Source organism: Stenotrophomonas sp. GD04024, from assembly GCF_029837545.1.
In the GTDB taxonomy this organism is placed as follows: Bacteria; Pseudomonadota; Gammaproteobacteria; order Xanthomonadales; family Xanthomonadaceae; genus Stenotrophomonas; species Stenotrophomonas forensis.
On sequence record NZ_JAOEDV010000101.1, the window covers coordinates 1 to 14,240 of the forward strand.

Annotated in this window: 13 protein-coding genes and 1 pseudogene; 7 read left to right on the plus strand and 7 right to left on the minus strand. The window is 65.0% G+C overall.

Features of this window, described 5'->3' with window-relative positions:
- The 6 genes from N7590_RS20170 to N7590_RS20195 all read left to right on the plus strand — a co-directional run.
- Positions 1–475, plus strand: a 475-nt coding sequence (locus tag N7590_RS20170; RefSeq protein ID WP_279935831.1) for a peptidoglycan-binding domain-containing protein, incomplete at its 5' end; no start/stop codon positions are given.
- 9 nt (positions 476–484) lie between these two features.
- Positions 485–2,281 carry a peptidoglycan-binding protein gene (locus N7590_RS20175; RefSeq protein WP_053450041.1) on the plus strand — a complete coding sequence of 599 codons (1,797 nt, stop codon included), beginning with the start codon at positions 485–487 and terminating at the stop codon, positions 2,279–2,281.
- Positions 2,282–2,283: 2 nt separating this feature from the next.
- Positions 2,284–2,850 (plus strand): hypothetical protein, encoded by a 567-nt coding sequence (locus N7590_RS20180; protein ID WP_053511731.1) that lies wholly within the window; start codon positions 2,284–2,286, stop codon positions 2,848–2,850.
- Between the two features lie 362 nt (positions 2,851–3,212).
- Positions 3,213–3,791, plus strand: coding sequence for a hypothetical protein (locus N7590_RS20185; RefSeq protein WP_154582928.1), 579 nt, complete (start codon positions 3,213–3,215; stop codon positions 3,789–3,791).
- Positions 3,788–4,465: a hypothetical protein gene (locus tag N7590_RS20190; RefSeq protein ID WP_164242580.1), complete on the plus strand. Its 678-nt coding sequence runs from the start codon at positions 3,788–3,790 to the stop codon at positions 4,463–4,465. The genes N7590_RS20185 and N7590_RS20190 overlap by 4 nt, the downstream gene beginning before the upstream one ends.
- A 94-nt stretch (positions 4,466–4,559) precedes the next feature.
- Complete coding sequence (locus tag N7590_RS20195) at positions 4,560–4,856, plus strand: I78 family peptidase inhibitor (RefSeq protein ID WP_345781943.1); 297 nt, start codon at positions 4,560–4,562, stop codon at positions 4,854–4,856.
- A 98-nt stretch (positions 4,857–4,954) separates the two neighbouring features.
- Here N7590_RS20195 and N7590_RS20200 read toward each other — a convergent pair whose 3' ends face one another.
- The 7 genes and pseudogenes from N7590_RS20200 to N7590_RS20230 all read right to left on the minus strand — a co-directional run bounded on the left by N7590_RS20200 (position 4,955) and on the right by N7590_RS20230 (position 12,826).
- Positions 4,955–5,824 carry a hypothetical protein gene (locus N7590_RS20200; RefSeq protein WP_164242579.1) on the minus strand — a complete coding sequence of 290 codons (870 nt, stop codon included), beginning with the start codon at positions 5,822–5,824 and terminating at the stop codon, positions 4,955–4,957.
- A 125-nt stretch (positions 5,825–5,949) separates the two neighbouring features.
- Positions 5,950–7,650, minus strand: a pseudogene (dld, locus tag N7590_RS20205) (D-lactate dehydrogenase).
- Entirely contained in the window at positions 7,647–8,786 is a 1,140-nt protein-coding gene (gene lldD / locus N7590_RS20210; protein ID WP_053511736.1) for an FMN-dependent L-lactate dehydrogenase LldD, read from the minus strand. The pseudogene dld and the gene lldD overlap by 4 nt, the downstream one beginning before the upstream one ends.
- A 4-nt stretch (positions 8,787–8,790) precedes the next feature.
- On the minus strand, positions 8,791–9,555 hold the full coding sequence (lldR, locus tag N7590_RS20215; protein WP_012480578.1) for a transcriptional regulator LldR: 765 nt from the start codon (positions 9,553–9,555) through the stop codon (positions 8,791–8,793).
- Between the two features lie 53 nt (positions 9,556–9,608).
- Positions 9,609–11,267: an L-lactate permease gene (lldP, locus tag N7590_RS20220; RefSeq protein WP_053511737.1), complete on the minus strand. Its 1,659-nt coding sequence runs from the start codon at positions 11,265–11,267 to the stop codon at positions 9,609–9,611.
- 225 nt (positions 11,268–11,492) lie between these two features.
- Complete coding sequence (locus N7590_RS20225; protein ID WP_008265586.1) at positions 11,493–11,945, minus strand: MgtC/SapB family protein; 453 nt, start codon at positions 11,943–11,945, stop codon at positions 11,493–11,495.
- Positions 11,946–12,067: 122 nt separating this feature from the next.
- Positions 12,068–12,826, minus strand: coding sequence for an SDR family NAD(P)-dependent oxidoreductase (locus tag N7590_RS20230; protein WP_279935834.1), 759 nt, complete (start codon positions 12,824–12,826; stop codon positions 12,068–12,070).
- A gap of 446 nt (positions 12,827–13,272) precedes the next feature.
- On the opposite strand from N7590_RS20230, the gene N7590_RS20235 reads away from it, so the two are divergent.
- Positions 13,273–14,226, plus strand: a complete 954-nt coding sequence (locus N7590_RS20235; RefSeq protein WP_053450050.1) for an AraC family transcriptional regulator — start codon at positions 13,273–13,275, stop codon at positions 14,224–14,226.
- The last annotated feature ends 14 nt before the right edge of the window (positions 14,227–14,240 follow it).

Consider the following 14,240-nt stretch of genomic DNA (forward strand, 5'->3'; position numbering starts at 1 on the left):
GGCCGATACCAACCCCGCCATTCCCGAGCACCTTCCGCGAGGCACGCAGCTGGTACCGCAGCAGTTCGGGCTGCGCCTGGTCGAGCAGTTCGGGCTGCAAGGACTGGCCGGCAAACCCTACACACTGGACATCGGCGGGCAACGCTTCGAAGGCGAGCTGGGCTCCGATGGCAGCCTGATGCATGAGATGCCCGAAGGCGCGAAGCAGGCCAAGCTGAAGGTGTTTCCGTTCGGCGCCGACAACCACCCCTGGGAATGGACACTCGATCTTGCCGCACAGAAGCAGACGGACGAGCACACCGGGTTGCAGTCGCGCCTGAAGAACCTTGGATTCTACGATGGCGCGGTCGACGGCGACTTCGGCCAGCTCAGCCGCATGGCCATGCAGCGCTTCCACCAGGCACGTGAGCTGGTTGGGCTCAATACACCCAGCCTTCCCGGCGTCACCTCGCTGGGCAAAGACCACGACATCTAGGACGGATGCATGATCTACGGCAATCACAACCTCCGACGAGGCGACCACGATGGCACGCCTGCGAACAACAGGCCGCCTCGCTGGGGTGGCGTCGACAACCCGCCCCCGCCCACGCCTGCGAACGCACAGACACCGCAGAACCAGGGCGGCGCGACGCTGGCGATCCCGCAGCACGTACGCCAGCTCCAGCAGGACCTGCGTACGCTGGGCTTCATGTTCGTCGGCACACCTGATGGCGGATTCGGCCGCGGCACCGAGTGGGCGGTACGAGAGTTCCAGATCTATGCCAGCATGGCCAATGCCGCCCAACTGAACCAGGGACGGCTGCACGGCTGGCAACCCCAGGCAGGCTTGACCGCACCGGAAGTGATGGCACTGGGACTGCGCCCCAATTCCAATCCACCGGAAAGCTATCACGTCGCCTCGCTGGACCGGGTCGCCAACGGATCGCGCTACACCGGCCCGATCAGCGGCGTGATGAACGCCAATACGCGCACAGCGATGGAACACTGGTTGCGCAACAACTATCGTTGCCCGGTGGTCATCGAGGCATGGCAGGTTGCCACCGGCAACAACCAGCGCACTACGCCGTATACCAACGGCGTCAACATCTGGAACTTCGACGAGATCACGCAGGGCACCGTGCGCAATGCCTCCAACCGGGTGGTCGCGCGCGTCCGGATGTTCAGCAGGGACTTCACCGGACACTACACGCTTCCCAACGGTCGCCGTGATGATCAGTACCAGTCGCTGGGCAGCTACGCGCGGTTCATGACCTATGGCGGCCCGATGAGCGAAGTGCCCAACCATACGTGGGCCGAAGCGGAAATGACGCCGGAACGCTTGATCGGTCCAGCGACCACCACGGCAATCCTGGCCGCCACACCGAACGGCGCCGCAGCGTCCACCTATCGTGTTGTGCGTGCCACGGCCGAGCAGGAATGCATGGGCATGTTCGACAGCATCAATGCCTACGATGACGCTCTGGTCTCTCTCGGCCCGTGCCATTGGACCATGGGCCTGATGCCTGCCGGCGGCTATGACAATGGCGAGCTGCCTGGCTTCCTGGCCTACTTCCTGCATCGCAATCAAGCCGACTACCAGCGCTATCTCGGGAATCTGGGTCTTTATCCGGCGACGGCCTGGGCAGGCGTCAACACAGGGCCGCTCTGGGACCGTACGGGCCGGAAGTACGTGGGCTGGATCCGCCATCACGACGAACAGACGCAACCTGCACAGGCGGCCACCGGTCTGGCGCAGCTGCCCATGGTCGACCGGGCGACCCTGGAAGCAAACTATTTCAAGACCTGGCACTGGTTCTATCGCTTGGCCATGATCGGTCGCACCTGCGCGAACTTCCAGCAGGCGATGTGGGATATGGTGCGCTTCCGTATCCGCGATATCCGTTCAGCCCCTATCACGGTCAATGTGGGTGCCGTTCATATCAACGGCACGCTGGGCGATATCTACACATCGGAGAAATCCGTCGCGATCCTGCTTCGGTGGCATATCTTCCGTCCGGGCCACGTGACCGGCGCCCGCGTCAGAGATTCGTTGACCCGTGCCATCAACGGCCATGCACAGTTGAATTGGTCGACGGCACCGGCGCAATGGACCAACGCACACGAGCAGGCGATCACCGCGCAGTTGCTCACTGACGCACTTTCCGTCAACGACACGCAGGATCGCCTCGCCAACTGGCCGACCTATGCCGGGCGCAACGGCCGCAACTACACCCTCAACAATGAGTTGGGCGCCTTGCGCGATGGCCGCGGCTCCTTCCATTTCGATACCACGGGAATATGACGATGCCTTACGTCCTTCGCGCCGCGCCGCTGCTGGCCGGTCTTTGCCTGGCTACCTCCTGCGCGGCCAAGCAGCCTGTCGCCGATGTACTGGACCGCGCCTGCGCCGCAGTGTCCATTGACGATCGGATCGAACTGCTGCCGCTGGAAGGAAAGCACGTCAGCGCCTGCCCGCCCGGCGATGATGAAGGCTGCCCCTACAGCGGTCAGCAGGGAAAAACGTCGTTGAGCGACACACCGGATCTGAACAAGGATGGCCGGAAGGACGCCATCCTGACCTACTTCGGCAGCAGTTACGGCGACATCGACGTGACCGACAAGCTGGTCCTGGCCCAATGCAAGGACGGAACCTACATCCGTCTTCTGGAAGGAAAGTTCACGACATTGTCAGCACCTGCCATGCCCCATGCCGTGTGGCCTGAACTGGAAGCGACGCGGAATTGCCCGCAGGGCCACGGTGGTGCAGTCCGTACCGAGAAGATCCGGCTGACCTTCGATAGCAAGGCAGCACAGTATCGTGGACCTGCAGGCCTGAATCTGGCCGCGGCCTGCCAGGCTCAAGGCGATTGACCGAAGTACGCTGCGTGCTCACGGCACGCAGCGGGAAGCGGGACAGTATCCACGCCAGAGAACAAAGAACCTGGTGAGAGCGTTGGATCTACCTGCCCTTCCCCCAGCAAGAAGCTCACCACCGCTTCCGGCATTACGGCGACAGCAAATTCTCCTGATCCTCAAGCGCACTTACTAGTCGCCTCGGGCGTGTCGACCTATGAGATGACGCCAATCACCATCAACGGTCGCAGGCTGTCTACTGCCGAAGTGGACGCTGATGACGGAAACGCCCCCCGCATCGGGCCACTGCAACTGGTAATGGGAGTCTGACGCAGACAGCATCAGTTCCGATCAGCTACAACCGCTCTTATGGGCACATCATGTCTTATTCGCACACCATGAAGCAGTTATCAAACAGGCTTACAGCACTGGTAGCCCTCTCCTGCTTTTGGGCTCCCGCTTGCTCATCAATGCCAAAGGACAACGAACTCAGTGTGCGCTCCCCAAGAGGAATTACAGTCACAGCTGATGGTCCGATTGCACGCAACTATCCGCAGACCAAGTGCCTTGACTTCCGGCGAAAGCACAAGAGCATCGGGTTTCTCTGTTTCTCCTCCAGCGAGCAGTTCATCACTGATTTCGGCATTGCAGCAACAGCGTCTCCTGATGCTCAGAGGCACTTGCAGGTAACCTCAGGCATGTCTACCTATGAACTGAAGCCGATCATCATCAACGGCCGCACGCTGTTTACTGCCGAAGTGGATTGTGACGACCGGGACGCGCCCCTGTATCGAGCCACCTCAACGTGTCATGTGGCATTCATGCCCGTGGCCAATGCCCACTTCTTCTATAGCAATTTCATTCTCAGCAATGAAGCGACTTCCACATCGGGGGTCGATGAGCGGACGGTCATGGACATCTGGAAAAGCCTGGCCAGTGCCAGTGGCGGGCATGGATGAGCACTGACGCAAGACGCATTCGCAGACCCGGTCAATGTCTCTTGATCGCTTTCATGCTGACCATGGGCGGATGTGGCGGGTCGGCCCCCAAAGCGACGTTCGAGACCTCTCCTGCACTATCCGACGCAGATCTGAAAGGTCTTTACCCGGGCACGCTGCTGAGGCAGGTGGTGTTCGAGGACATCGACGGCGCGGGCCTGCTGCTGATTTCGCGTAGCGAACAGACATCGCCGGCGCAGGGAGACAAGGAACCATTGGATCAGATCACGCTGCGTGCAGAGCTGTTCCGGCGTCCTGGCCTGGCGGCGCCCTGGACGTCACGCTGGATCCAGGAAGATCCGGTCCAATGCGAAGGCCTGGACCTAGAGGCGGGCTATTTCCTGGACCAGGTGACGGCCACCGACCTGGATCACGATGGCCGTGCCGAGCTGACCCTGGCCAGCCACAGCTTCTGTGGCGGAGGGGTAGACCCGCAGCAGCTGCGCATCGGCCTTCGCCAGGGCGAGCAGTATTACGAAGTACGTGGTGAATCGCTGGTGCAGGTGGAAGGCGATGAACCCTTCGGCGGCGACCGGCAGGACGATCCTGCGCTGGCATCGGCTGCGCCGGCGCTGCGCGCGCACGTGGACAAGGTGTGGGAAGCGATCAAGCGCGGCCAGCCCGGCCCGCCGTGAACGCCGCGCCCCTGATCCAACGCATGCCGTCGCCATGGGCACGGTGCTATGGTGGCGCCATCATGCCCCACCTGGAGCCGTTCCAATGACCCGAATCAGCATCACCCGTCTCGCCGTTGCCGCCCTTGCCGCGCCCCTGCTGCTGTCGGCCTGTGTCAGCACCCCCGGCCCGGAAGTAAAGGGAACGGGCCGCTGCGACGCCAGTCAGCTGGGCTGGGCGGTAGGCCAGCCAGGCAACGAAGAAAACCTGCGTCGGCTGTCGCGTGAGAGCGGCGCCGGGCCGGTCAACCCGATCGGCCCGACCACCATCACCACCAAGGACATCCGCCAGGACCGCCTGCGGGTCTACATGGACAAGGACAACATCATCACCGCCGCACGCTGCGAGTAAGCGCTGACACGGGCTTCTGTAGAGTCGAGCCATGCTCGGCTGCTCTCCGGTCAGGCTGCACGGAAAGCCAGCCGAGCGCAGGCTCGGCTCTACAGGGCTCAGGGTTCGGTATAGCCTGCGCAGTCCGGCAGCGCCTGGTCCGGATGGAACATTCCTTCGCTGAAGCGGAACAGACGTGTGTAGCTGCACGCCGGGTCCTGCTCGGTGCGCAGGTCCTTTTTCTTCAGCGGGCCCTTGGCCAGTGAATCCTCGAAGCGCGAGGCGCCGGCGGGGAATCGTGTGGCCACGGTCTGGTAGCGCAGCACCGGCATGGCCTGCGCGGCCGGGTCCAGTCCCAGTTTCGCCGAGAAACTGTACTCATCATGGCAGGCCCCGGCCCGTTGCCTCGCATCCTGTTCGCTGAAACAGGCCCGGATCGACGCATTGCCCTGCCACGGAACGGTCAGTACATCGTCATCCACCTGGATGTCGTCCTGCAGGTGGCGCACGCGTGCCAACTGCAACGTGGACGCATCGGCACCGCCGCCGGAATACATGCTGCTGAAGGAGACGATGCCCCCTACCAGTACGTTCTGGCGGGCGCGCTGTTGCGGATCGGTCACCACCGCATCGCTACCCACACCGGGGGCCAGGCGCACGATCCATGGCCACAGCTTCAGTTCGCTTTCCTGCGGCACGTCGATGCTGACGTGGTAGACATGCGGGTCGCCCTCCGCGATTCCCCGCTCCGACACCTCCAGTGTTGTGGGCCGATCGCCATCGTGGGCCACCGGCTGCACGCGCACGCACCATGCGCCATCGGCGGTGCAATGACGCACCCCTGCCGCGTCCAGCACCTGTCCCAGCGGCTCCATCACGTTGCCGGCCGTATCGCGCTGCTGCGGCAGGATCGAGCCCTGGGCCAGCACCAGCAGCGGGGTGGCCAGCCATGCGGTACACAACACGCTGCGCGCTACGGTGATGGGCATCGGGGTGGCTCCTGCGTGTGGAACCCCGATGGTAACCGCTCCCCCGTAGCGTCGCGCTTGCTCGACTGCATGTAATCCGGCAAAAGAGGCCGTCGAGCAAGCTCGACGCTACCCGGATCGGTTGTCTAGCCGCAATCGCAGCCACCCCACCCCTTCGCCTTCGACGTCTGGCCGATACCCGGGTTGAAGGTGTTGCTCGGGTCCAGCTGCCGGTAGAACCCGGCCAGCGCCGGCTTGGCCGGGTACAGGTGGCCGACGTTGTGCTCGGCCGGGTACTCGGCGCCGCGCTGGTCCAGCAGCGCCCACATCGCATGCTCGATGGCCAACGGGTCTTCGCCCCTGCGCGCGATGTAATCCTGGTGGAACACGTGGCACAGGAAGTGGCCGTAGTACAGCTTGTGCAGCAGGCGGTTGTCGATGTCGGCCGGCAGCTGCTCGAACCAGTCGGCATCGTCACGGCGAAGCGCGATGTCCAGTGCCACGATATCCTGCACCTGCTCGCGGTGCACTTCACGGTAGCGCACTGCGGCACCGGCCACCGCGAAGCGATGCAGGAACGCCTTCCGGCCCTCCTCTGCCGTGCAGTGGAAATAGCCGCCTTCATGGCCTGCGAAGAAGTCGCTCAACCAGGCCTCGGTCTGCGCTGCGTCCTGCGCGGACACCTTCAGCAGCAGATGATGTTCATAGCGCTGGCGGAACTCGCCCATGCGCTTGGGCAGGTGCGAAGGCAGCAACCCGGTCAGCACCTGCATCACCCGGTCGGTGACCCCGCGCAGGCCCAACCGTTCGAACCAGCCATCAACGCGGCTCTTCAGCGCGAACGCAGCCGGCACGCGGGCAGTGCCGAGACGGTCGATCAGCAGGAAGCTGTCCTTGCCGTAGCGTTCACCGATGTCATAGGCATCGCGGTGGATGTACTCACCGGCAATCGGCAGGCGCTCGAAGCCGGTCAGCAGATGGCGTCGGATCGCGGTCAGGCTGTCGGTGCGGTTGCTGCCGATTTAGAAGACTTCGGCGGCCTCCTTCTCGAAGGTATCCAGGCGCACCGCGAACACGGCCAGCTTGCCGGCAGATCCTGCGGCTTCGAAGTGGCGGCTGGGGTCGGCATTGAAGCGCGCCGGGGTATCGGCATCGACCCGGCGCACCTCCTCGGCATAGCGCGGATCGGAGGCGGCGCGGCCCTCTCCATCGCCCACATCGGCGGCGCTGTATCGCCCCTCCTGCAGTCGCTGCAGGATCTGCTCGGGCGTATCGCCCAACGCGATGCCCAGATGGTTGACCAGCTGCAGCTGGCCCTGCGCATCGACCTGCGCGTACAACGCAAGCTCGGTATAGGCCGGGCCGCGACGCACCAGCGCGCCACCGGAGTTGTTGCAGATCCCGCCCAGCACCGAGGCGCCGATACAGGACGAGCCGATCACCGAATGCGGTTCGCGGCCCAATGGCGCCAGCGTCTGTTCCAGCCGATCCAGCGTCGCGCCCGGCAGGCACAGCACCTGCCGGCCGTCGTTCAACAACTGGATGCCGGTCAGGCGCAGCGTGCTGACCAGCACGATCGGACGCCCGTAGTCGTTGCCATCCGGGGTCGAGCCGCCGGTCAGGCCGGTGTTGGCCGCCTGCAGGATGATCGCCGCCCCGCCCTGCACCGCCGCCTGCAGCACGTGCCACAGTTCCAGCAACGTGCCCGGCCGCACCACCGCCAGTACCGGGCCGTCGCCGAAGCGGTAGCCACGGCGGAAACGACGGGTCGCCTTGTCACCGGTCAGTACATGGCGGCTGCCGACCGCTTCGCGCAACTTCGCCAACACCGCCTGCTGGTGGCTCATGGCAGGCTGACCAGCGAACCGCGGCCGATATCAGCGATGCGGCGCGCACCGGTCAGTGTCATCGCCACGCGCATCTCCTTGGCGATCAGGTCCAGCAGGTTGGCCACCCCGGCTTCGCCCTGCGCAGCCAGTGCATAGACGAAGGCACGGCCCAGCAGCACGGTATCGGCCCCCAGCGCCAGCATGCGCACCACGTCCAGGCCAGTGCGGATGCCGGAATCGGCGAGGATCTTCAGGTCGCCCTGCACCGCATCGGCAATGGCCGGCAGTGCGCGTGCGGTGGACAGCACGCCGTCCAGCTGGCGGCCACCGTGATTGGAGACCACGATGCCATCGGCGCCGAACTTCACCGCATCACGTGCATCGTCCGGATCAAGGATGCCCTTGATCACCATCGGTCCCTTCCAGAATTCGCGGATCCACTCCAGGTCTTTCCACGAAATGGAGGGATCGAAGTTGCTGCCGAGCCAGCCGATGTAGTCCTCCAGCCCGGTCGGGTTGCCACGGTAGGTGGAGATGTTGCCCAGGTCATGCGGGCGGCCGAACAGGCCGACGTCCCAGGCCCAGTGCGGATGGGTGATGGCCTGGCCGATACGGCGCAGCGAGGCGTTCGGTCCGCTCATGCCCGAGTGTGCGTCACGGTAGCGCGCGCCCGGTACCGGCATGTCCACGGTGAACACCAGCGTGGTCACGCCCGCGGCCTGCGCGCGCTCCAGCGCGTTGCGCATGAAACCGCGGTCGCGCAGCACGTACAGCTGGAACCACATCGGGCGCTGGATCGCCGGTGCCACTTCCTCGATCGGGCACACCGAGACGGTGGACAGGGTGAACGGGATGCCGCGGCTGTCTGCCGCGTGCGCCGCCTGCACTTCGCCGCGCCGGGCATACATGCCGGTCAGGCCAACCGGCGCCAGCGCCACCGGCATCGCCAGCTTTTCGCCGAACAGTTCGGTTTCCAGGCTCAGGTCGGACATGTTGCGCAGGATGCGCTGGCGCAGCGCGATGTCGGACAGGTCGGAAACGTTGCGCTTCAGCGTGTGCTCGGCATACGCGCCGCCATCGATGTAGTGGAACAGGAACGGCGGCAGCCGGCGTTGCGCTGCGGCACGGTAATCGGTGGAGGCGGAGATGATCATGGGGTCAACCGTGTGGGGAAGGTAGACGCGAGGCCCGCGCACGCCGGGCTTCGTTGTCATCGAGGGTGCGCAGCGTGGTGTGCACGAACTCGAGGTGGGCATGCGCGGCGGCGCGCGCGCGTTCGGGGTCGCCGGCCAGCACCGCGTCCATCATCTCGCGGTGCTGGTCGGACAGTGGCGAGAAGGTCCTCGCCGAGGTGTAGAGCTTCTCGCGGCTCTGCGAGATATTGGTCTGCAGCAGTTCGAACAGCCCGCGCATCACCTGCAGCAGCACCAGGTTGTGCGACGCCTCGGCGATGGACAGGTGGAAGGCCGCGTCGGCCTCCGCTTCGCCGGTGGGATCGTCTTTGCCGTGCGCATCCATCATGGTCTGGAACGCCTGCGCGATGCGGGTGCGGTCCTCGTCAGTGGCGCGCAGCGCGGCGTGCCAGGCGGTGGCGCCTTCCAGTGCGTGGCGGATCTCCAGCACGTCGAAGCGGTATTCCGGGTCGCCCTGGAACAGCGGCAGGTACGGCGCCAGCGGTTCATCCAGTGCCTGTCGCGCCCGCGCCGCCGGTTCGGCCACATAGGTGCCGCCACCGACCCGCGCCGTCAACAGGCCCTGGCTGGCCAACTGTGCGATCGCCTCGCGCAATGCAGTACGCGAGACCCCCAGCTGCACCGCCAGGGTGCGCTCGGCCGGCAGCCGGTCACCCGGCTGCAGCCGCTGTTCCTGCACCAGGCCGCGCAGCTGCGCAGCCACCTTGTCCGAAATACGTTGCGTGCTCATGGCGCCATTGTGGCCCGAAGCGCGCAGCGGGTGGTCGGCCGACCGTGCATGGCTCAGGGAATCATCCAGGTCAGCCAGTAGGCCTGGGCCAGGGTGATCAGGCCGACCATCGTGGTGAAGATCAGGCTGTGCTTGACGGTGAAGCGGAACAGGTCCGATTCCTTGCCGGCCAGCCCCACCGCGGCGCAGGCAATGGCAATCGACTGCGGCGAGATCATCTTGCCGGTGACGCCACCGGTGGTGTTGGCCGCCACCAGCAGCACGTCGGACACGCCGATCTGCTGTGCGGTGGTGGCCTGCAGTGCCGAGAACAAGGCATTGGACGAAGTGTCCGAGCCGGTCAGGAACACCCCCAGCCAGCCAAGGAACGGCGAGAAGAACGGGAACGCATCACCGGTGTGTGCCAGTGCCAGGGCAAGCGTGGCCGACAGCCCCGAGTAGTTGGCGATGAAGGCGAAGGCCAGCACCATGCCGATCGAGTAGATCGGCATGCGCAGCTCGCGCACCGTCTCACCGAAGGTCTGCAGCGCCGAACGGGCCGGCATGCGCAGCGCGATGATGGCGATCACCGCAGCGAGGATGATCGAGGTACCGGTGGCCGAGAACCAGTCGAACTTGTAGATCGCCTCGTAGCTGAGCGGCGCGTCCACGATCGGTGGCATCTTCTGCACCATCTGGTCCAGGCCCGGCACCGGGATCTTCAGCACCCAGTTCTCCAGCGGGCCGCCCGCCGCGAACAGCGACTTGAACGGCTTGATGCTCCACAGCGTAACCATCGCGGTGAGGATCAGGAACGGCGACCAGGCCTTGGCGATCTGGCCGACGCTGTAGCGCGGCGCCTCCAGCGCCTGTGCGGCCGCCTCGGCGCTGGTTTCGGTATCGAAGCGGAAGATCCGCACCGGCTTCCAGCGACGCAGGAACAGGGTCAGGCACACCAGCGATGCCAGCGAGGCGGTGATGTCCGGCAGTTCCGGGCCAATGAAGTTGGAGGTCAGGTACTGCGCGATGGCGAACGAGCCCCCGGCCACCAGCACCGCTGGCCAGGTTTCCCTGATGCCGCGCCAGCCATCCATGATCGCCATGATCCAGAACAGCACGATGATGGTAAGGAACGGCAGCTGGCGGCCGGCCATCTGGCCGATCTCGAATGCGTCCAGGCCGGTGACCTGCCCGGCCACGATGATCGGAATGCCCATCGCACCGAACGCCACCGGCGCGGTGTTGACGATCAGGCACAGGCCGGCGGCATACAGCGGCTTGAAGCCCAGCCCGACCAGCAGCGCCGCAGTGATCGCCACCGGCGCACCGAAGCCGGCCGCGCCTTCCAGGAAGGCCCCAAAAGCGAAACCGACCATCAGCATCTGCAGGCGCTGGTCTTCAGTCACCGACAGGATCGAGGCACGGATGATGTCGAACTGACCGGTCTTGACCGAGACCTTGTAGAGGAATACCGCGCCGATGATGATCCAGGCGATAGGCCACAGGCCGTAGACGAAGCCGAAGCCGGCCGCACCCAGCGCCTGGCTCAGCGGCATGCGATAGAACAGCAGGGCCACGCCGAGCGCGATGGCCACGGTGATCGTACCGGCCAGCCAGCCCTTCATGCGCAGCACGGCCAAGGCAATGAAGAAGAACGCGATCGGCAGCAGCGCGATCAGGCTGGACAACCACAGGTTGCCGGCGGGGTCGTACAGGTGTTGCCAGGGCTGCATGAAGGCTCTCGACTGGGGGCGGGATGTGCTCCACCGCAGGCGGTGGGTCGCCGTGGCCGATACTTATTGGTAGTACCAATAAGCAAAATCATCGAGCCACTCAGGGCGGATTTAACCGTCACTCCGGCGAAGCGCCTATTAGACCATAGGGCTAGGCGCCATATTGGTCCGACCAAATAGACCCTGATGGTAGTGCCGGCCGCTGGCCGGCAACTCGAGATTCCCTTACGAAATCCGCCTCTCCAACCGCCGCATCACCGCCAGCACCAGTACGCACAGCACGCTGACCCCGATCGCGATCACGTACTTGCCGATGCCCACGGCAATGCCGATGGCGGCGGCCATGATCAGTGAACTGGCGGTGGTCAACCCGCTGACCTGGTCTTCGCGCGAACCGCGCAGGATGGTGCCGGCCGCAACGAAACCGACGCAGGCCACCACCGCTTCAATCAGTCGCACCGGGTCGACCTGCAGCAGGTCGCGGTAGCGCTCCTGCTGGAAATGCTCGGCCACCGAATCACCGAGGCCGACGATCAGCGCAGCGGCGCCAGCAATCAGCATGTGCGTGCGCAGGCCGGCAGCGTGCTTGCCCATTTCGCGCTCGACGCCGAGCACGCCACCAAACAGCATCGCCGCGCCTACGCGCAGCAGGATCGAGACATCCTGGGTGAGTTCCATCGCCGCCTCCGGGTATTTCCGGCAGCGTTGCGTGCACAGCGTGGGACGGGGGTGAAGGCAGCACCACGGCTCGTTCACCCGGTGGCGCCCGGCCGCGCCCGGCGCCATCGGTGATCAACGCATCACTGCGCCAGGTAGCCACCATCGATCGCGTAATAGGCACCGGTTGCGAACGAGGCGTCGTCGCTGGCCAGCCAGGCCACCAGCGCCGCCACTTCTTCCGCCGTGCCCAGCCGCTTCAACGCGTGCCGCCCTTCCAGCGTGGCGCGCACCTTCGGGTCCATCTTCTCCAGCAACGGCGTGCTGATGAACCCCGGACCGACCGCATTGACACGGATACCGTCGCCCGCGTGCTCCCAGGCAGCGGTCTGGGTCAGCCCGACCACGCCGCGCTTGGCCGCGACATAGGCGGTGGAACCGGCATAGCCCACCTGGCCCAGGATCGACGCCATGTTGATGATGCTGCCACCGGAACCCGCTGCACGCATCGCCTGGATCTGCGCACGCTGGCACAGGAATACGCTGGTCAGGTTGACATCGATGACGCGCTGCCAGCCATCGATCGGATAGTCACCACTGCTGGCGGCCGGTCCACCGATGCCGGCATTGTTGACCGCCACATGCAGGCCGCCCAGTTCCTTCACCGTGCGCTGCACCGCTGCCTCGACGGCGGCATCAGCGGTCACGTCCAGCGCAATGCCGATCGCCTGTGCACCGCTGCCCTGCAGCTGCGCCACCGTCGCATCCACCGCGTCCTGTTTCAGATCCCAGACCGAAATACGCGCACCGGACGCAGCCAGGGTCTGTGCGACCGCCAGGCCGATGCCGGATACACCTCCGGTCACGATCGCGGTCTTGCCGGTGAGCTGGTAGACAATCATCTGCATTCTCCATCTGTGGGGGTTTCGATGCGGCTGGCCGCTGTTGAACCCTCACGCTACGACGTTGCCTGTGATGACCCGGCAGACAGTGCGCCCACGAACGATCGTTCCACCCATAAAACCTCAACTCAAGTTTATGTAGGGAATTGCGTATGGATATGCATGCAAAACGCCGCCGTATGTTCTGCGCAGCAATCAACTTGGCCGTATTGATCAATCGTTTTGACCATCTCGAAATCAAATACAGATGAATCAGGGCGACAATAGGAAACGTTTCCAGTTTCTTCGACACACACATTCCAATCTGGCGTTTCCCCAGCCATCCGGCATGCCGTCGCCACCGCATCGCAGCGGGTCTGCACAGGCCACCACCGGACGTGCATCTGCATCGCAGAGCGCATGGGCCAGGCACAGCCAGCGTCCACCTCCTGCGTACGTGCCGAGCAATGTCCCGATACTTCACTTTTGCCGATTACCGCCGTTTCGGCCACCGCCACGGCTTTGATTACCGCGCCGATCCGGAACACCTGCGCGACGACCAGTGGGCCGGCCACGGCGAGGTCAACGAGCAGTTCCTGCGCGGCGGCATGAGCCTGATCGCGTCCGACGTGCATAATCGTTTCCCGTACGTCGCCACCGCCCAGCAGAGCCCGGGGCTGGCCATCCGCGTAATGCTGCAGGGCCAGGTCGACGTCCGCATGCCACGACGCGCGGGCTTCACTCTGCGTGCCGGCACCGCGATGACCGCGCACCATCGCGAGCAGGTCGAGATGACCGGCGCACACCCAGGCGAGACGCGCATGCGCGGGGTCAGCGTGATGGTGCCGGCCGAGATCGATCCGGACCTGTTCCAGCTGCCGCAGCTACATGCTGCGCTCAACACCCACCTGGAGTGCCGCCACTGGGCGATTCCGCACACCCTGCTGCCGGTGCTGGGCCAGCTGTTCGACAGCCCCTGGCAGGACGGCATCGATGCGCTGTGGCGCGAGGGCGTGGCCCTGCAGCTGCTGGCCGTCGGCCTGCAGGCCGAGGATCTGCAGACCGACCACGTGCGCACGCTGCGCGCGGGACAGCGCGAGCGCCTGGAGCGTGTGCGCGCTTACCTGCACGATGATCCCAGCCACGCCCACAGCCTGCTTGAACTGGCCCAGCTGGCCTGCATGAGCCCGAGCTCGCTGCGCCGCCATTTCGCCCAGCAGTACGGCTGCTCGGTGTTCGACTACCTGCACGAGCAGCGCATGCGCCACGCCGAACAAGGCCTGCGCGAAGACGGCTGGACCGTCGAGCAGGCTGCGGCCGCCAGTGGCTATCGCCATCCCAGCAACTTCGCGGCCGCTTTTCGCAAGCGCTTCGGACTGGTGCCCAGCCGCTGGCGCACCGGCCCTTCAAAGGTCGGGTAGCAGCTTCTGCCCTG

What these genes read in the sequence shown, in the direction of transcription:
- N7590_RS20235 (WP_053450050.1), top strand. Translation starts at nt 13,273, where the DNA reads ATGTCCCGATACTTCACTTTTGCCGATTACCGCCGTTTCGGCCACCGC.
- lldR (WP_012480578.1), bottom strand. Translation starts at nt 9,555, where the DNA reads ATGAGCACGCAACGTATTTCGGACAAGGTGGCTGCGCAGCTGCGCGGC.
- N7590_RS20180 (WP_053511731.1), top strand. Translation starts at nt 2,284, where the DNA reads ATGCCTTACGTCCTTCGCGCCGCGCCGCTGCTGGCCGGTCTTTGCCTG.
- N7590_RS20175 (WP_053450041.1), top strand. Translation starts at nt 485, where the DNA reads ATGATCTACGGCAATCACAACCTCCGACGAGGCGACCACGATGGCACG.
- lldD (WP_053511736.1), bottom strand. Translation starts at nt 8,786, where the DNA reads ATGATCATCTCCGCCTCCACCGATTACCGTGCCGCAGCGCAACGCCGG.
- N7590_RS20190 (WP_164242580.1), top strand. Translation starts at nt 3,788, where the DNA reads ATGAGCACTGACGCAAGACGCATTCGCAGACCCGGTCAATGTCTCTTG.
- N7590_RS20200 (WP_164242579.1), bottom strand. Translation starts at nt 5,824, where the DNA reads ATGCCCATCACCGTAGCGCGCAGCGTGTTGTGTACCGCATGGCTGGCC.
- lldP (WP_053511737.1), bottom strand. Translation starts at nt 11,267, where the DNA reads ATGCAGCCCTGGCAACACCTGTACGACCCCGCCGGCAACCTGTGGTTG.
- N7590_RS20185 (WP_154582928.1), top strand. Translation starts at nt 3,213, where the DNA reads ATGTCTTATTCGCACACCATGAAGCAGTTATCAAACAGGCTTACAGCA.
- N7590_RS20225 (WP_008265586.1), bottom strand. Translation starts at nt 11,945, where the DNA reads ATGGAACTCACCCAGGATGTCTCGATCCTGCTGCGCGTAGGCGCGGCG.
- N7590_RS20230 (WP_279935834.1), bottom strand. Translation starts at nt 12,826, where the DNA reads ATGATTGTCTACCAGCTCACCGGCAAGACCGCGATCGTGACCGGAGGT.